Source organism: Larkinella sp. C7, assembly GCF_006149005.1.
In the GTDB taxonomy this organism is placed as follows: domain Bacteria; phylum Bacteroidota; class Bacteroidia; order Cytophagales; family Spirosomataceae; genus Larkinella.
In genome coordinates this window covers 12,187-30,264 of the sequence record NZ_VBSL01000025.1, presented here as the reverse complement: position 1 = coordinate 30,264, position 18,078 = coordinate 12,187, and the positions used below count along the sequence as shown (strand labels likewise).

Here is an 18,078-nt window from a genome sequence, read left to right as displayed (position 1 = left end):
TTTCTTATCGAAACACCAAATCGAATTATCGGACAAATATACGTAATCGCAAAATTAATGCCGTCGGAGGGAAGTCATGATTTTGTTAAATGAACACTGCAGGGTGGGCCACGGGTAAAATCAGTGGTGAACGTATACGGATCAGTCTGGTTTTCAGGGTAAATAGGGCTTACACACATAAGAATGTGTTTTCTTAGTCGTTTGATAGTCAATTACTTGAATAATAATTCAACAATTTAATCACGGGTCTGTGCTAATTTTTAGCATTTATTGTAATTTTCTCCCGTTCCACTTTCCGGAACGTATGAACCCTTGTTTAACTGGCCGCTTATGAAAAAAAGTACTACCCGACTTGCCTTGTCTATTGGATTCTGTCTCTTGATAACCATAAGTTGTTTTGCGCAAACAAAAATTTCAGGTACGGTAACCGAGAGCAACACCAAAATACCCCTGATTGGGGTTAGCATCACCGTAAAGGGAACGGTGGCGGGTACAGTTACCGATGCCAAAGGGCAATTTGCCTTAACGACCTCAGCTTCGGGACCCTTAACCGTAGTGGTTTCATCAGTGGGTTTTCAGACCCGGGAGATCGCCGTTGGCAACCAGTCGGATTTGAAAATCGAACTTAGCGAGCAGGTGATGCTGGGGCAGGAGGTAATTGTGTCGGCGTCGCGGGTAGAAGAAAGTGTGATGCAATCGCCGGTTTCGGTCGAAAAAATGGACATTCGGGCCATTCAGTCGGCACCAGCCGCCACCTTCTACGATGCCCTGCTCAACCTGAAAGGCGTCGACATGAGCACCCAGAGTTTGATGTTCCGGTCGGTGAACGTGCGGGGGTTTAGTGCCAACGGCAACACGCGGGTGGTGCAGTTGGTCGACGGCATGGACAACCAGGCGCCGGGGCTGAACTTTTCGGTCGGCAACATTGCCGGAATGTCAGAACTGGACGTCGAAAGCGTTGAACTGCTGCCCGGCGCGGCTTCGGCACTCTACGGTCCGAACGCGATCAACGGGTTGCTGCTGATGACGAGCAAAAATCCGTTTCAGTACCAGGGCTTGAGCGCGTATGCCAAAACCGGTATTATGTCGGCCAGCAACCGCAGTACGGCCACTACGCCTTTCTACGACGCGGGCATTCGCTACGCCAAAGCATTCAACAACCGGCTGGCTTTCAAGCTCAGTGCTTCCTACATCAGCGCAACCGACTGGCAGGCTACCGACACCCGCGATCAGGGTTTTGCGAACGGTTTTACGTTGGACAATGGCAATCGCCAGAACAATCTGGGTTACGACGGCATCAACGTTTACGGCGACGCCAGTGCCAATCTGAATGCTTTTCAAAGCACGGTGGCGCAGCTTTTACCGCTTCCCGTCGCCCAGATTGCCCTGATTTCACCGGATCTGGCCCGCATCATCGGGGGAGTCAACCAACTTTCGGCGGCCACAAAAATACCGGCTACACAGATCGTCAACGATGTGTTGTTGCCCAACGTGACGGTTTCGCGGACGGGCTACAACGAAGGCGATCTGATCAACTACAAAGTCAGCAGCCTGAAGTTTAATGGCGCATTGCATTACCGCATCAACGACAATCTGGAGGCTATTTTGCAAGGCAACTGGGGAAGCGGGACAACCGCCTATACCGGTCAGGACCGCTACTATATTAAAGGCTTCAGCATTGGTCAGTATAAAGCCGAACTGCGCGGGTCCAACTTTTTCATTCGGGGCTACACCACCCAGGAACGTTCCGGCGATTCGTTTGCCATCGGGATTTTGGGGCAGGGCATCAACGAAGCCTGGAAGCCCAGCCTGGACCAAAGCAATTTAGTGGGATCGTGGTTCCCGCAATATGCCTTTGCCTACGCCGGTGGCGCTTTGCAAACCTTCAGTACGGCGCTCCAGCAGGCGCTGGCCACCAATCCGGCCACGGCCTACCAGACGGCGCTCAACGCCGTGAATGCGGTTTCCGGCACCTTGCATACCACCGCCCGCACCACCGCCGACCAGGGGCGGTTTTTGCCGGGGACGGAACCATTCAATCAGGCTTTGACGACAGTGACGGGCCGACCGCTGCCTGGCTCACTGCCTAACCTCGGGGCGAAATTTATGGACAAAACGAACCTCTACCACGGGGAGTTTATGTACAATTTCACCAAGCTGATCGATCCGAAAACGGTCGAAATTCTGGTGGGTGGCAATTACCGCCAATACGCCCTGAATTCCAGCGGAACCATTTTTGCGCTCGACGAAAACAATAACGAGTATCGAATCAATGAGTTTGGCGGCTACGCGCAGGCTTCCAAAACCGTGGCTGAAATCCTGAAGCTGACGGGCTCGGTTCGGTACGATAAAAACAGCAATTTTAAGGGGCAGTTTAGCCCCCGGTTGTCGGCGGTTTTGACGCTGGCAAAGTCCCACAACATCCGGGCGTCGTTTCAGCGCGGTTTCCGGATTCCGACAACGCAGTCCCAGTACATCGACCTGAATACGCCCACAAGCCACTTGATTGGCGGGTTGAAGCAGTTCAGAGACAAGTATAATTTTGGAACCAATCCGGCCTATACGCTGGAGTCGGTTCGGGCCTTTGGCGATGCGCTTCAAAAAGGGATAGCCTTGCCGCAGGCGTCTCAATTGCTGCAACGCTACCAGGACGCCCAGTGGGATCCGGAGCGGGTGGAAACCTATGAGATTGGTTATAAGGCGCTTGTCAAGAATAAGTTATTCATTGATGCCTATTATTATTACAACCGCTTCCTGAATTTTGAAGGGGTTCAGGCTACCATTCAGGGTACCCAACCGGCGACAGTCGACAACCCGGCTTCGCTGCTTCAGCTTCTGAGCAGCACCACGCGGACCACCTACGGTTTTTATGTCAATGCGCCGGTGCAGGTGAAAAATCACGGCTGGGCCGTCAGTGCCGATTATTTGTTGCCCGGCAATTTCGTCGTTGGAGGCAATGTGGCCTACAATGCGCTGGCGGACCGTGACAAACTGCCGACCGGCTTTGTGACCTTCTTTAATTCGCCCAAATACCGGTACAATCTGTCGGTGAGCAACCGCAACATTCGCAACAGCGGTTTTGGTTTCAACGTTGTTTTCCGGCACCAGGATTCGTTTCTGTGGGAATCGAGTTTTGCCAATCCTGAAGCGACGCTGCTCCGGCAAACCGTGATTCCCGCTTTCGGTTCGCTCGATGCACAGGTGAGCAAACGCATTCCGGGGATCAGGTCGGTTCTGAAAGTGGGCGGTACGAATGTGCTGGGCAAATTGTATACCCAGGCTTGGGGCAATCCAAGTGTGGGCGGCATGTACTACGTTTCGCTGACGTTCGATGAGCTGATGAATCGCTAAAAGTCCGGCGGGAAATACCGGCAGACCGTCCTGTCAGGGCTGTCTGCTTTTTCAGGTGCTGGCGATGCGAATCAAATCTTCTGCATTGTTGACGATCGTGGTGTTGGGCGGGGTGCGAATATCCTGGCCAACCACCTGATACCCCGTAAACAGCAGGTGAGCGTCGGGGAAAGCGTTGGCTAATTTATCGACATACGGCTGCACCTCGTGGTTGCTGGGCGACGACGTAATGGACGCAAAAATATAGTCCGGTTTATGCAGATTGTAGGCAAACTCCAACTCCCTGAACGGCAGGCTCTGGCCCAGATAGACCACTTTGTTGTTCCGCGCCCGGATCACATAATTGGCAAACAGCAACCCGATTTCGTGTAACTCGCCTTCCGGTAAGAAAAGCAGGTATTTTTTAGCCGCCGGCCGTTGTTTGTTCACCTGACCGTCGATGGCAACGATGATTTTCTGGCGAATCAAATTCGACATGAAATGCTCCTGCGCCGGGCCGATAGAACCCGTTACCCAGAGCGTACCGATCCGGCTGAGGAAAGGATAGATGATGTGGATCATCGTGTTTTCGAAGCCAAACTGGAGAATGTTGGTACTGATTATTTTCTCAAACCGATCTTCATCCAGATCGATCATCGAAATGGTCAGGGCATGAATCTGATCCGGGTAATTGAGCTTCCGATCCGAAATCGTCATCACCTCGCTGGTCATTTCGCTCAGCGACATTTTAGAAATCTCGGAGATTTTAAAACCGTGGTCTTTCAGGAGCGAAATATTGAGGACCAGTTTCAAATCCAGGTCATCATAAGTGCGGATGTTGGTGTCCGTCCGTTTGGGCGAAATGATATTATAGCGTTGTTCCCAGATCCGAAGCGTGTGGGCTTTGATTCCGGAAAGCTGCTCCAGATCCTTGATCGAGTAATTACTCATGGGAATTGTACAAATTATAGTTGACCTAAGCCATTTGATTTGAAAAACAAGCGACGTATAAGCGTCATTATGTGCAATTCAATCAAATTAAACCCTATAAAACCAGGGACAAGATACCAAAGATTGTTAATATATTACAATGTCAGGTGGCTAAAAATTGTAATAATCGGATATGGAATAAACGCCAATCAATCTTGTATAACCGTCTGGGACTAAAAATGTTTATGGTTTAGTCAGGAAGAATACCAGATTCATGGCGGCAAAAAACAGAAACTGAAGAATCAGCAAGGGCAGCGCCAGGCGGTTTTCTTTGCGAAAGGGCAGACCGTACCAGATGCCAAGTATGATCAGCGACACGATCCACCAGCCCAGGTAATTTCGGATCGGGACATCGGCTTCGAACCAGTTCCAGAAATCGAGACGGATGGCAACCGGCTCAATCAGGAGGTCGAGCAATACCATCAGCGAGGCTGCCACGATCGTTTTCAAGTACACCCGGAGTGGCAAGGCATCGCAAATGACCCCGCAGCAATAGGTCAGCATCAGCCAGTTAATGCCAATCACAACAGGAACGTCCCAGAGCTTCCAGCCGAGGGTTTCGCCGTAGACGTAATTGCCGAACACAAAACCGGTATGCACGCCCAGAACTTCAATCAGAAAACCCCACAAAATGGCCAGAATGCAGTAAAACCGGAAAGACGGTTTCCAGTCGGTATGAAACGCCAGCAACAGCAGGAGGGAGCCCAGCAGGTTATACGGCACGAGGCTGCGGAAGAGCGGAGCCAGCGAGGGTGTTTGCAACCCGATGACGCCTGCGGTATAGGCCAGGATGAGGAGCGTCAGCACGGGGCGGTAAAATCGATCGGGCATGACGGAGTTGCTGGGTGAAAGGGTCAAAAAACGAAGCGAAAAGGCGTAAAAAAGGCCCTGTCAAAAACAGGGCCATCAGGAGGGAGAAAGACGGGTCTCGAACCCGCGACCTCCAGAACCACAATCTGGCGCTCTAACCAACTGAGCTACATCCTCCGTATTATGACGCAAAAGTAATAAAAAATGATGAATGAAGAATGATGAGCGATGAAAATTTATTCGCAAACGCGATCCATCGGCCATCATTCACCATTCATTGTTTTTTATTAAACCGCTTTCGTATACCGGTCGTCGGCACCTTTCCAGTCGACAAGGTTCCACCAGGCGGCAATGTAGTCGGGACGTTTGTTCTGGTATTTCAGGTAATAGGCATGCTCCCAAACGTCCAGACCGAGGATGGGCGTGCCTTTTACTTCGGCGATGTCCATCAGCGGGTTATCCTGATTCGGGGTTGACGTCACGGCCAGTTCACCGTCGGCCGTAACGATCAGCCACGCCCATCCTGAACCGAAACGCGTGGTTGCGGCTTTGGTAAATTCTTCTTTGAACGCATCAAATGAACCGAATTTCTGCGTAATGGCCTCGGCCAGTTTGCCGGTAGGTTCACCACCGCCGTCGGGCGACAGAATGCCCCAGAAAAACGTATGATTCCAATGGCCTCCACCATTATTCCGAACTGCCACCGGATATTTGCTGATATCGGCGACCAGTTCTTCGATCGACTTGCCTTCCAATTCGGTGCCTTTCACCGCATTGTTGAGGTTGGTCACATACGCATTGTGGTGCTTGCCGTGGTGAATTTCCATCGTCTGTTGGTCGATGTTGGGTTCCAGCGCATTGCTCGGATAAGGCAGGGGAGCTAATTCAAAAGCCATATTATGATTTGTTATAAGGTTAGACATACATGAAAGTTGTCAAACGCGATAACAGCGACTTTTTCATTTATGTTCGTAAGCCTCGAAAAAAGTTACTCAGCAAGTGCATACTTTCGTCGGCCAAAATGCCCGTTGTAAGCCGGGTTTTGGGGTGAAGCAGTGACGGTTTTACGTTTGAATATCCTCTTTTGGGATCGGGAGCGCCAATAACGATGCGCCCGATTTGCGCCCAGAACAACGCCCCTGCACACATCGGACATGGTTCCAGGGTTACATACAAGATGCAATCGGTCAGGTATTTAGAACCCAGAAATTGTTCGGCCGACGTCAGGGCGAGCAGTTCGGCGTGGGCCGTTACGTCGGTCAGCCGTTCGGTCTGGTTATAGGCCTTGGCAATAACCCGGTTTCGGCACACGACGACGGCCCCGACGGGAATTTCGCCTTCTTCAAAGGCGTATTCCGCCTGTTGAAGGGCCATTCCCATGAAATACGCGTCGTTGAACATCCGCCGGAACGTTTCTGGTCAGGCTACGGAGGTAGCCTGACCAAAAGTTACTGTTTCATAATTTTCCGAACCGTGGTCCGGTTGCCAATCTGGATTTGCAGGAAATAGGTGCCGGCCGCCTGCTGGCTCAAATCCAGTTTGGTTTGGCGTTGCCGGGTCGTGAGTTGTTTGGAAACGCGGCCGGTTTCGTCGGACAACTGAAGTTTCGCGGGGTCTTTTTGCAGGGGCAGGTCGATGTCGATGGTCAGGATGGTTTCGGTCGGAACCGGGAACACCTTGACGTCGGTGATGAGCGGGTCCGGCTCCAGACCCAGCACGGGCAGCACCCGCACAATGGCCGTTCCCGTCGCCGTACCATTGCCACAACCGTTCGATACTGAAACCGCTTTGTACGTCGTCGATTTGACCGGCGTTACCGTAATCAGATGCGGGTTGGTGCTGGTTGTAATTTGGGTCGTTTTCAGGCTGTCGGAATACGCAAAGGTCCAGGGACCGTCGCCCGTCAGGGCAAAGGAAAGCGGGGTGCCTTCGTTGTCATAAATGTCTTTCGAGCCCGTCAGCGTAACGGTTGGCAGGGCGCGGATGTTCAGAATGGTTGGACTGCTACTGCCCGGCACCGGCACCTGCGGGTTGGTCGCCGTAACTCGAATCCGGTACAAGCCCTGCGCCAGTGTGGTCGGAATGGGGGCCGTAATCGGGCTTTGCAGGGCTCCGGTCAGAATCTCCGTTTTGTTGATAAAAGCCGTATCCGCAACGGGGGCCATCTCGACCCGGAATGTATTCCCGGCGGTAAATGGACCGACAGCGGTGAAAGGAACCTGAATTTGCGTACCGACACATATGGTGGTGACCGACAACGGGCTGGTCGTAACGGTCGGGACGACGGCGTTGACCGTAAACGTTCCGACAGGCGTTCCGGCTCCGCAGGAATTGGTGATGTTGGTGACCCGGTAGATGGTGGTTTTACTCGTCGGCAACAGAGTGATTTCCTTTTGCATGGTTGTCGATGTGCCGCTGGTGCCGTCCGACAGCGTATAGCTAAACGGCGGAACGCTGGTGAATGAGATTGTCACCGGGACCGTATTGCCCAGGTTGACCGTCGTCGTGCCTTCAATTTTGGCGGTGGGTGGGGCGTTGACAATCAGTTTGATTTCGGACTTCCGGCTTTCGCAGCCATTGGCACCGGTTTGCGTCACAAAATAGGAGTCACCTTCGGGTTTGGTCGAAATATTGGTGGTCGGAGGAACCGGTGTGGTGGTGGTTTCTCCGCCGTAAGGATTGATCCACTTCAGATTCGTTCCCGTCGCTTCCAGCGGTTTGGCAGTGGCGTTCTGGCAGTAAATAACCGGCGTCACGACCGTTGGTTTGGGCGTGACGTTGACTTTATAATTGACGGTTAGTTTGTCGCTTTCGCAACCATCTACTGTTTGGGTGGTCTTATAGATATACGTAACTCCTTGTTCAACGTTAGTTGATGGTTTTGGCGCATCTCCAAGAGGGTTGTTATCTATATCGAACCACTTGATGTTCTGGCCACCTGCTTGTAAGGTTTCTATCGGGGCATCCTGACAGACCTCTTTATTCGTTGCAATGGTCGGTGCACCAGGAAGCGGTTTGACGCGAATCTGCGTTTTAGTTTTTGGGCCTTCGCAGGCTTTAAGCGTTTGGCTGACAAAATAAACGAAGGTGCCAGCATTATCGGTACTTTGAGTCGCATTAGGCACGACTGTGGTCGAGTCACTAGCATACCATTTAAGGCCTTCCCCATTTGCTTTTAGAGGAACGGCAGCCTCTTTCTGGCATACTACTGGCCGATCAATCGTCACTGTAGGAGCCACCGGCGTCGGGTTGACAGTTACTTTGATTTCTGTTTGATCACTGGTGCATCCATCCAGCGTCTGGCTAACACGAAAAGTATAACTCGTGGCATTTGAATTCGGGATCACTGGTATAGTAGCAGAAGACGCTCCATTAAAATTGAACCAGTTTAGCTTGGCGCTGGCTTCTGGCGTTGCGGATAATTCGGGAGCTTTCGTATTTTGGCAAAACTCAACGGCGGGGTTGGTTACACCAGGCTTACCCGGTTTTCTCTTTACCGTAATCACAACTGAATCTCGGGGGCCTTCACAGGTGTTTACGGTTTGCGAAGCTAAGTAGATTTGTGTTCCGGGTTGATCTGTCGATGGGGTGGGTGCGGTATTCACTGCGCCTTTTGAATCGTACCACTTGATGGCCGTACCGACCGCTTTTAAAGCGGGAGCACTCTCGCCCTGACAGTATGGACCCACAGGCGTTATGGTCGGTTTTCCTGGCAAAGGATTAACCGTAAAATCTAATTTTGCACGGTCACTTGTACAGCCATTGACGGTTTGAGTGATGTAATAACTAATTGTACCGGTGCTGCTGGTGGGTGGAGTCGGTACGGCTGTTACACCTGATACACCGGTTGTGGACGTATACCAGGTAAGGGTGGCCGTAGGATCTTTCGTTACATTCTGATCCAATGGTGAAACCGGTGTGTTTAAACACGCGATTACCGCTTTGGTGCCAGGAAGCTCGGGTTTGGATTTAACGGTAATCGTGATTTTTACAGGCTCACTTTCACAACCATTTATTCGCTGACTGACTGTATATTCGAAGGTGCCCGCCGATGTAGAACTCGGCTTAGGAGCTACGGTTGCGTTTGTAACACCAGGACCGCTCCAAAGCAGCGTTCCACCAGTGACAGCCGTAGCCGATAAAACAGGAATGTTTTCGCCCTGACAGTATGATAAAGTTGTTTGTGTACCAGTTGGAGGGGCGGGCAATGGATTCACGTTCACAATAATGGCTGTTCTTGGGCCTTCACAGCCATTGACTGTTTGACTAACATAATAGGTTTTTGTGCCGGTTACTTTTGTGTCTGGTGTGATGGAAGCTGCGCTTGTGCCTGCTGTGGAAACCTCATACCATTTTAGATTCTGACCCGTAGCATTCAAGGCAATAGCTTGTGCGTTTTGGCAGTAAGCGACAGCAGTGGTGGCAGTAGGGGCTGAAGGTATTTGGTTAACAGTGACCAGAATGATTGCCTTTGGGCTTTCGCAACTGGTACCAACGGTCTGGCTGACGGAGTATGACGTAACGCCGGTTGCAGTGGTAACCGGTGTTGGCGGTGCGGCCAGTTTGCTGCCATCCAAACCGTACCATTGAAGGGTTCCTCCACTAGTGGCAATGGCTGTAAGAGGAACGGCCTGACCTCCGGCGCAATAATTGACGGGTGCAACCGTGGGAGCGGGTGCGGTTGGTTTTACTTCTACCGTAATCTCTGTCCGCTCACTTTCGCAGCCAGTTGTCGTCTGGCTGACGTAATATTTGAATGTCCCCGCTGTTTTTGTATCTGGGGTACTGGGAACTACATTACCACCCGTTGCTGCATTGTACCACTTGAGGTTTTGTCCGGTTGCGGTTAATGCTGTAGCCGTTTGATTTTGGCAATAGGTAACGGCGGTATTTGCAACTACAGGCTTTGCGGGACGAGGGCTGACCGTGACAACTAAGCGAGAATCATAAGTTGGTGAACTACGACACCCAGCATCAGGATTTATAGGTGCGTAATACAGCAAATAAGTTGTAGTACCTGACACTTTGGTATTAGGTACTGGAGGAATAAATGTGTCACTATTTGCTACACCTTCAATGGAATAGCCAACTTTGAAACCGGCTGGAGGGGAACTATGGCCATTGATATTGAGAGGAAGTGCAGAATCGCCTTGGCAGTATTGTAACGAACCAATGTAAGGTGCAGTATTAGTAGAATTAGTTGGGCTTGGGCCTGTACTGTATCTAGATCTTACTACAAGTGTAATTGGAAATTTGTCACTTTCGCAGTCACCTACAATTTGTGTTATGCTATATTTTTTTTCGTATGTGGGAACAGGTCCTGAACCCGAATTGCCAGGTACACTTATTGAATAAGTGTTTCCATTCATAGTAGAAGACTCAATACCTATCTCATTCCCGCTCTCATCGTAAACTTTTATTTTAGCATTAGGCTCCCCTTTAACAAAAAAATCAAATGTCACATCAATTGTTCCAGCTACTCTCTGGCACTCATATTGAACTGCATCGCCGGTTGGTGGAGCCGGTTTGCTTTTCACCGCAAACGCCGTCGCACTCGGTGTTCCCGTGACAGTTACTGAGTTTGTGGTGGTATTTACAGCAACAACCCGCATTTTGTAGGTCGTGCCTGCGGGTGTAGCAGATGGTATAGTGGCTTTTAAAGGTGAAGTAGTTCCAGCGGTCGGAATTTCACTGTATTCACCCCCAGTTGATAGTTGGACCTTAAAACCGATATTGGCAGCAAAAGTACCCGTGCGCGTAAAAGCGACGTCTACCTGAGAGCCTGGGCAAATTGAAGTTGGGCTAATCGTCCCCGTTGTAATGGTTTGGGCATGAAGTGTAGTAAAGCCGCCAATCACCACAACCAACATCCAATATGCTTTAAGAAGTATATTTTTTTTCATAAGTGCAGATAAAGAGGATATAATACTTCAAAAATAGAAGATTTTCCAGACAAGATCGCTATTCAGGCAAAGACTCTGATTGCCATCTGGTCACAACCCCCAGCAAATTACATCGACTGATAAATAATCTCGTGAATTTGTCGGCGAATTTTTTGGGTATTGATCAGGGTATTGCCTGCGCTGGGGTTGACGCGATTGGATAGAAAAATGAAGACAAGGTCGTAGTCCGGATCTACCCAGACCACATTTCCGGTAAAGCCCGTATGGCCAAAAGAGCGGGGCGACACCTGCGTGGCATGATACACACTGTTGCCATCGACTTCGGGCTTGTCCCAGCCCAGCACGCGGTGGCTGCGATCGCTTTGCGTTTTGACAAAAAGCGGTACGGTGCCGGGCATCAAAAACCGCTTTCCGCCGTAATTGCCTCTTTGCAGGTTCATTTGCAGGATTTTGGCAATATCGTTGGCATCGCCAAAGAGCCCGGCATGGCCCGACAAACCGCCCTGCAAAGCCGCGAGTTGGTCGTGAACCGTGCCTTGCAGCAGGGAGTTGCGGAAATACGTATCCTGCTCGGTGGGCGCAATCCGGCAATTCGGGTGGCACTGGAGCGGATTGAAACAGAGCGTTGAAATGCCCAGGGGTTTGTATAGGTTTAAATCCAGAAAACCATCCAGCGGTTGTTGGGTAACCCGCTCGACCAGCTTTTGCAGGATCACAAAACTCAAATCACTGTAAAGATAATTGTAACGCCCGCTTTCATCGACGCGGTTGGTCAGGGGGGTTCGAACAATCCATTGCCAGATCGAATCGCGCAGGGCGGGGGGCGCAAACAGGTTCGGACCCACCTGCAGCGAATAGAGCGTGTCGCGGGTAGAGCGGAAACTCGACATGCCCGGTGCCTTCGACCGTTCGATGGCCCGCGACAAACCCGCTGGCAAACCGGTTTGGTGCAGCAACACGTCGCTGACGGTCATGTTGCGTTTGCTGTTGTTCTGAAATTCGGGCAGATAATACGCCACTTTCTGGTTCAGGTCGATGGCTCCGCGCTCATTCAGCAGCATCACCGCCTGGAGGGTCGCCAGTACCTTCGTGAGCGAAGCCAGATCGTATAAGGTTTCGTCGGTTACGCGCTCGGCATTGTTGTAGGCCAGCGTACCGAAGCTTTTATCAAAAACCACCTTGCCTTTGCGCGCTACAAGCACCTGACAGCCGGGGAAGGCCCGGTCGCGGATGGCTTTCTGAACGACGGTTTCAATGTGCCGCAATTGCCCGGAACGCATGCCGACACTTTCGGGCAGGCTGTAGGCCAGCCGTTGGCTGGGTGCGGTCAGCAAACCGTTGCCGATGCGCCATTCGCCGATGGTGACCGGCATCACACCTTTGGCCGGAACTGCCCCAAAAATGATCTGGGGAACTACGCGCTGCATTTCTTCGCCGTCTTCGTACGCACACAAAACCGCATCGGCTTCCGTACCGATGAACGGGCGAAGGGCATAGGCTGGCCCAAAAGCGCATACCACCACCCGAACGCCTTTTTGCTTCAACCGGCTAATCAGATTCAGGGATGCGTTGGTGACGCCGTAGTTCCACTTGGCCGACGGACTCATCCGGTGGAAACTGACTACCACCAGATTGGCATCGCCCACCTGGGTCAGCATTTCCTCGACATTGTGATCGCCCGACGGTTTTTCGCCGTAGGTAATCTGCTTGAAAGGGGCATACCGTCCCAGCATTTTCTGGAACGCGTTGCCATAGTCGGTACCGATCGAGATCGACGCCATCCGCACCGTATCGAGTGAATGAACCGGCAGGACGTTATTCGTATTTTTAACCAGCGTAACGGCTTGTTCGCACAGCTCCTGTTTGAGCAACTGGGCCTCCGACGAATTCAGGTCGCGGCTGAGGTTTTCGAGTTGGATGGGCTGGTATTTGTTCAAACCCGTCCAGTATTTGGCTCGCAGAATTTTCTTAACCTTTTCGTCAATCAAATCCTGCGAAATCCGCCCTTTTTCGACGGCTTCGGCAATGCGGTGAACGGCGTCGGGGACATTTTCGGGGTAGAGTAACACGTCATTCCCCGCCATCAATGCCCGCAGGTTGATTTCTTCGGCGGGCAGTTTGCCGATACCGCCCATGTTTAGCGCGTCGGTAAAGACCAGTCCTCGAAAGCCCAACTCCTTCTTCAAGAGGTCGGTAACAATTTTTTCGGATAAGGTAGCCGCCAGCCGGGGGGTGTTATCAACCACCGGAACGTGCAGGTGGCCCGTTACAACGCCCATCAGACTATCCGCAATCAGTTTGCGGAACGGATACAGATCAATGTCATTTAATTGCGTAACGGAGCGGTTAATGGTCGGAAGCGTGAGGTGGGAGTCGCTGCTGGCGTCGCCGTGGCCGGGGAAATGTTTGGCGGTAGCAATCACGCGGGTATGTTGCAACCCTTTCATATACGCTGATGCTTTCAGGGCGACATTTTCCCGCGATTCGCCGAACGAGCGGTTTCCAATAACCGGATTGGAAGGGTTGCTGTTGATGTCGGAAACGGGAGCGAAGTTGATGTGAATGCCCAGGCGCTTGCACTGGCGGCCAATTTCGGCGCCCATGCGGTAGATTACCGACGTATCATAAATTGCCCCCAGCGTCATTTGCTTCGGGAAATCCATGGTGCTGTCGAGCCGCATGCCCAGGCCCCATTCACCGTCGATACCGATGAGAAGCGGGATGTTGGCGGCTGACTGATAGCGGTTGGTCAAAACCGCCTGGCGGTGGGGACCGCCCTGAAAGAAAATCAGCCCGCCAATGTTATAGTGACGGACCAATGTTTCGATGTATTGATAATGCGCTTCGTCCCGGTTTGAGAACGTCGCTACCATGAAGAACTGCCCGATTTTCTGCTCCTGGGTCATGTTCCGGAACACACTGTCGACCCACCGCGTTTGCTGCGGGGCAGAACCCCACACCTCCACCGGATGCGCATGGATTTTATGACGCCATACCTCGGCTTTCGCTACGCGTACCGGGGCTTTCTTTGAAAAAGAAGCCAGCAGATCCGTGGATGAGAAGGCATACCGCCAGCCTGATCCGTGCCACACAGGCCGGGTCGATCCGGAACGGTCCCATCCAAAAGCTGTCAAAAAACCGGCCAACAACAAAGCCAACACTACCCGAGAGACAACTTTAGTACGCATTTTGGTTAAGAAATACAGTTACGTCAGGTTGTACAGTTTATTCCATTCAAACGATAAAGTTAAGTAATTAACGAAAAGATGCCTAATAAAAACGCGTAATCCCCCGCCTATTTATTCATAAAACGACGGTTTTTAGGAAAATATTTTTGCCGGAAATGGTGCGATTCCCGGGCGGCAGGAGCGATTTTGTCCGTTAACGACGACAGTTTAACCGGCAATTCCTGTGCCACAAAAAAAAGCGGTGCCACGACCCGAAGTCGTGGCACCGCTACCCTTGAGGAAGGTATTCTATGCTGGCCTAAAGAAATTTCTTGCGTATCGTAACCCACGTTTGTAGAACCGAAGGGGCGGCCACCTTGACGCAATTTGTGAAGGTACGCTTATCGGTATCGGTAACCGTTGTCGTTTTGCAGACAACCGGCTTGTACTGCTTCGCCTTGCGGTGAGCAGAGAACAGGTTGTGCGGATGACCCATGGCTGAAGCATTCAGACTGGCACCAATCAACAGGAAAAAAATTACCAAAGTTTTCATACTCTTCACGGGCTTGCCCCTTGTTAAGTTCTTTACAAAGATATGGGTTTTCTATTGTACCTTGCAATACATAGTACCTTGTTTTTCTAAAATAATTCGTAAACGGTACTATTTCTTGATGAACGGTATTGACCTGCCAAACCTCCTGCAACTAATTTACTTTGAGACGTGTGTCCTCCTAAAAGGTAACGCAAAGGTAGTCGGTCTTTTTCCAATCTTTCCAGTAAAAATAGGTGAACTGTTCAAAACAACCGATCAACCCCCTGAAAGAAAGGACGAAACTTTGCCAGCGTCCGACAAATCACCTGATCCGTGGGGTGAAATCAGGGAATGACAATCCGCTTCACCGCCCCGTCATCATTTTGGGTGACGTTGACAAAGAAAACGCCTTTCGCTTTTTTGTCGACATCGATCTGTCCGGAATAGCTTCCCGAGAAGTCTTTCACGTCTTTCTTCGCTACTTCTTTGCCATCGGCCGTTGTCACCCGGATGCGGATGTCACCCTTCGACGGGGCCGTGAAACGAACGTTCAACTGGTTGGTTTCCGGATTGTTGGGAAACACCTGCAAATTGCGAATGGTGGGGGCTTTCACATCATCGTCGAGCGACCAGCTCCAACTGCGGAACGAGTCTTCCATGCGTTCCGCGAAATTTTCCGGCCACCGGAATTCAAACCGCTTCAGCCGATCGACCAGCGAGTCGGAATCGAAGCGATACCGGTTTTGTAGTTTTCCATCCTTATAATACCGGAATTCACTCGGTCCGTGGGACGAATTCGGGCTGGTGACGCGATTGGGCCGTCGGGCCGTAAGATCGCGTTCGCGTTGCGCCCGGTTCGTAATCCGGTCGGAATTACGGTTTTGATGATGCTGTGAATCGCTGTTGTCATCAATCACAATGGTGATCTGTCCTTTGCTATTGCCCCGTTTGGTTCGGATCGAATCGACCAGCCGGTTGACCAGCGCATCCCGCTCATCGTCTTTCAGGCCGTCCAGGCGGTAGGTACGTTCCAGTTCGCGGACTTCACCGGCGTTGGTACGTTCGATAATTTTTACGTTGACGCTGTTTTTATCAGCATCCGTTTTCGGGTCGGATTGGGCCAGCACCGTGGCCGAACAGGCGCAAACCAGCAAAGCAGCCAAGATGGAGCGGTAGCGGATAACAGATGGAATTCGCATGGTACGTTATTCGTTTTTACGGTCAGAACACAGGGCAAACCTAGGTCAAATCGAATTGTTTCGCTGTTAAAGTTTGTTAAAACAACAGGGCCGGTTTCGCCCGTGGCCCGGGGGTTTCGTAATTTTAGGTGGGTTAACCAATCAATAGATGCGAGGGAAACCGAAAATGTTGCACAGGAGGAATAAAAAATGACAAAACAACGCATACGCTGGATTGCCGTGTTGATGACCGTAGGTTTGCTGGGCCTGATTTCGCTGCAACTCTACTGGATCGACAATGCGCTGTCGTTGCAGAAAGAACAGTTTGATTATAAAGTGACCGACGGGTTGCAGGAAGTGGTGCGGACGCTGGAACGGAAGGAAATTCTGTATCTGGCCCGCCAGCGCATGAACCAGCAGCAGCAGCAACGGCAGCTCATCGCCATCTCGCGGCCCACGGTTGCGGCACAATCCCTGAACAACCGCGACCAACTGGCCAAAGCCGCCAGCCGGTTTTCGAAAAGAAACCGCCCGGAATCCTATGCGGCCAACCCGCCGAACGAAACTAAACCGGTGGTGTCTGCACCGGAAAGCACAAATGGCACGGTTCCGGTAAAAGTCTGGCAGCAAACGCAGGTTTCGCCATCAGACGCCTTTCAATCGGATGTTCAGAAGTTATCGGAAGTTCAGCAGCGGCATTTTGAAGACCTGGTTCGGCAGCAGGATGCCCTGGGGCCCGACGAGCTCTGGGATTTGCAGCTGCAACAGCAACGGCATTTCAATACGCTGGTCGATCAGGTATTTGAACGCCAGTTGCGGTTGATGTATGCCCAGCCAGACAGCGTGTTGGTAGTGCAAAAACCGCTGAAAAAAGAACAGATTGTTCGCAAACTGCGACCCAAACGGAAGGTTCCGGTGCCACCGGCTCCGATCGTGGCGGCTTCCGGTTCTACAGTGGGCTTGCAGAAAGTGGAACAGCAATCGGAGATGGTCAAGGGCGTGGTGCGGGATTTGCTGTTTGCCAATCGCCCCATCGAGAGCCGCATCAACCGGACCTTGCTGGATTCGCTGTTAAAGGAGTCCATTGCCGAGCGGGGCATCACCATCCCGTTTGAATATGGTGTGCGGACCAACGTGGGCATGGGACTGGCCAAACCGCAACTGCTGTTTGCATCGCATTCGGACAACCAGATGCAGGGGAAAAAGAAGATTTACAAAGCCGTGTTGTTTCCGAACAACTTTCTGGAAAAAGGCAACTACGTTTACGTCTATTTCCCGGATCAGCAGCAGTTTATTCTGCGGAAAATGAGCGCAATTCTGGCGGGGTCGGCGTTATTGGTGCTGGTCATTATGGCTTGTTTTTACATCGCCATCAATACCATCATGCGACAGAAAAAACTCGCCGACATCAAGAATGATTTTATCAATAACATGACTCACGAGTTCAAAACGCCGATTTCGACCATCTCGCTGGCGGTGGAAATGGCGCAGGAACAACTTAGTCACGGGATCGAGACGTCGGAAGAACCAGCCACGCGCCTGACCCGCTACATGGGCATCATCCGCGACGAAACCCGGCGCCTGGGCACACACGTGGAGAAAGTGCTGCAAATGGCGCTCCTCGACCGGGCTACGGCCGGAAAAGGAGCGGTGAAACTGAAACTCTCGTCGGTCAATATTCACGATACAATCGGCAATGTTCTGAACACGATCGGGTTACAGATCGAGCAGAAAGAAGGGGAAGTTCACCTGGATTTTGAAGCCGCCGAAGAGATTGTGGAAGCCGATGAACTCCACCTGAGCAATATTCTGTATAACCTGCTCGACAATGCCATTAAATATTCGCCCGAAAAACCGGATATTACCATTCGGACGCGGAATGTGGAAAATGGCGTGAGCATCACCGTTGCCGATCACGGCATTGGCATGACGAAAGATCAGGTCAGCCGGATTTTTGAGAAGTTTTACCGCGTTCCGACGGGGAACCTGCACGATGTCAAAGGCTTCGGCCTGGGGCTGAGTTACGTCAAGAAAATGGTTGAAGAACACCACGGTTCCATTCGGGTCGACAGCCAGTTGGGAAAAGGAAGTTCTTTTGAGTTAGTTTTGCCATACCAACACACCTAAACGCTCTGCTAACCTCTGATTTTCTCTGATCAACTCTGTGT

Annotated in this window: 11 protein-coding genes, 1 tRNA gene and 2 pseudogenes; 3 read left to right on the top strand and 11 right to left on the bottom strand. The window is 51.5% G+C overall.

Annotated features, from left to right (window positions below; all coding sequences use genetic code 11):
- Nucleotides 1–378 precede the first annotated feature (378 nt).
- Nucleotides 379–3,351 (top strand): TonB-dependent receptor, encoded by a 2,973-nt coding sequence (locus FH871_RS30180; protein WP_229317721.1) that lies wholly within the window; start codon nucleotides 379–381, stop codon nucleotides 3,349–3,351.
- 51 nt (nucleotides 3,352–3,402) lie between these two features.
- Here the strand turns inward: FH871_RS30180 and FH871_RS30175 are convergent, their stop codons facing one another.
- The 7 genes and pseudogenes from FH871_RS30175 to FH871_RS34235 all read right to left on the bottom strand — a co-directional run.
- Nucleotides 3,403–4,281, bottom strand: coding sequence for a MerR family transcriptional regulator (locus tag FH871_RS30175; RefSeq protein WP_138995069.1), 879 nt, complete (start codon nucleotides 4,279–4,281; stop codon nucleotides 3,403–3,405).
- Nucleotides 4,282–4,503: 222 nt separating this feature from the next.
- Nucleotides 4,504–5,151, bottom strand: coding sequence for a carotenoid biosynthesis protein (locus FH871_RS30170; RefSeq protein ID WP_138995068.1), 648 nt, complete (start codon nucleotides 5,149–5,151; stop codon nucleotides 4,504–4,506).
- An 81-nt stretch (nucleotides 5,152–5,232) separates the two neighbouring features.
- Nucleotides 5,233–5,308 (bottom strand) — tRNA-His (locus tag FH871_RS30165).
- Between the two features lie 109 nt (nucleotides 5,309–5,417).
- Complete coding sequence (locus FH871_RS30160) at nucleotides 5,418–6,026, bottom strand: superoxide dismutase (protein WP_138995067.1); 609 nt, start codon at nucleotides 6,024–6,026, stop codon at nucleotides 5,418–5,420.
- Between the two features lie 67 nt (nucleotides 6,027–6,093).
- On the bottom strand, nucleotides 6,094–6,531 hold the full coding sequence (locus FH871_RS30155; RefSeq protein WP_138995066.1) for a nucleoside deaminase: 438 nt from the start codon (nucleotides 6,529–6,531) through the stop codon (nucleotides 6,094–6,096).
- Nucleotides 6,532–6,578: 47 nt separating this feature from the next.
- On the bottom strand, nucleotides 6,579–8,255 hold the full coding sequence (locus tag FH871_RS33320) for a T9SS type A sorting domain-containing protein (protein ID WP_171063003.1): 1,677 nt from the start codon (nucleotides 8,253–8,255) through the stop codon (nucleotides 6,579–6,581).
- Between the two features lie 1,095 nt (nucleotides 8,256–9,350).
- A pseudogene (locus FH871_RS34235) lies at nucleotides 9,351–9,557 on the bottom strand (hypothetical protein); the annotation flags it as partial.
- Nucleotides 9,558–9,591: 34 nt separating this feature from the next.
- Here FH871_RS34235 and FH871_RS34035 point away from each other — a divergent pair.
- Nucleotides 9,592–9,720 (top strand): hypothetical protein, encoded by a 129-nt coding sequence (locus FH871_RS34035; protein ID WP_255516990.1) that lies wholly within the window; start codon nucleotides 9,592–9,594, stop codon nucleotides 9,718–9,720.
- Nucleotides 9,721–9,824: 104 nt separating this feature from the next.
- Here the strand turns inward: FH871_RS34035 and FH871_RS34230 are convergent.
- The 4 genes and pseudogenes from FH871_RS34230 to FH871_RS30135 form a co-directional block, all read right to left on the bottom strand.
- Nucleotides 9,825–10,499, bottom strand: a pseudogene (locus FH871_RS34230) (hypothetical protein); the annotation flags it as partial.
- Nucleotides 10,500–11,140: 641 nt separating this feature from the next.
- Nucleotides 11,141–14,125 (bottom strand): glycoside hydrolase family 3 N-terminal domain-containing protein, encoded by a 2,985-nt coding sequence (locus FH871_RS30145; RefSeq protein WP_306439257.1) that lies wholly within the window; start codon nucleotides 14,123–14,125, stop codon nucleotides 11,141–11,143.
- Between the two features lie 394 nt (nucleotides 14,126–14,519).
- Nucleotides 14,520–14,753 carry a hypothetical protein gene (locus FH871_RS30140; protein ID WP_138995063.1) on the bottom strand — a complete coding sequence of 78 codons (234 nt, stop codon included), beginning with the start codon at nucleotides 14,751–14,753 and terminating at the stop codon, nucleotides 14,520–14,522.
- Nucleotides 14,754–15,076: 323 nt separating this feature from the next.
- Nucleotides 15,077–15,931: a T9SS type A sorting domain-containing protein gene (locus tag FH871_RS30135; RefSeq protein WP_138995062.1), complete on the bottom strand. Its 855-nt coding sequence runs from the start codon at nucleotides 15,929–15,931 to the stop codon at nucleotides 15,077–15,079.
- A 189-nt stretch (nucleotides 15,932–16,120) separates the two neighbouring features.
- Here FH871_RS30135 and FH871_RS30130 point away from each other — a divergent pair, with 189 nt between their 5' ends.
- Nucleotides 16,121–18,037, top strand: coding sequence for a sensor histidine kinase KdpD (locus FH871_RS30130; protein WP_138995061.1), 1,917 nt, complete (start codon nucleotides 16,121–16,123; stop codon nucleotides 18,035–18,037).
- Nucleotides 18,038–18,078 lie beyond the last annotated feature (41 nt).

Bases quoted from the DNA above. Each gene is read 5' to 3' on its own strand.
- FH871_RS30155 (WP_138995066.1), bottom strand. From the start codon at position 6,531: ATGTTCAACGACGCGTATTTCATGGGAATGGCCCTTCAACAGGCGGAA.
- FH871_RS30170 (WP_138995068.1), bottom strand. From the start codon at position 5,151: ATGCCCGATCGATTTTACCGCCCCGTGCTGACGCTCCTCATCCTGGCC.
- FH871_RS34035 (WP_255516990.1), top strand. From the start codon at position 9,592: ATGATTGCCTTTGGGCTTTCGCAACTGGTACCAACGGTCTGGCTGACG.
- FH871_RS30140 (WP_138995063.1), bottom strand. From the start codon at position 14,753: ATGAAAACTTTGGTAATTTTTTTCCTGTTGATTGGTGCCAGTCTGAAT.
- FH871_RS30130 (WP_138995061.1), top strand. From the start codon at position 16,121: ATGACAAAACAACGCATACGCTGGATTGCCGTGTTGATGACCGTAGGT.
- FH871_RS30135 (WP_138995062.1), bottom strand. From the start codon at position 15,931: ATGCGAATTCCATCTGTTATCCGCTACCGCTCCATCTTGGCTGCTTTG.
- FH871_RS30160 (WP_138995067.1), bottom strand. From the start codon at position 6,026: ATGGCTTTTGAATTAGCTCCCCTGCCTTATCCGAGCAATGCGCTGGAA.
- FH871_RS30175 (WP_138995069.1), bottom strand. From the start codon at position 4,281: ATGAGTAATTACTCGATCAAGGATCTGGAGCAGCTTTCCGGAATCAAA.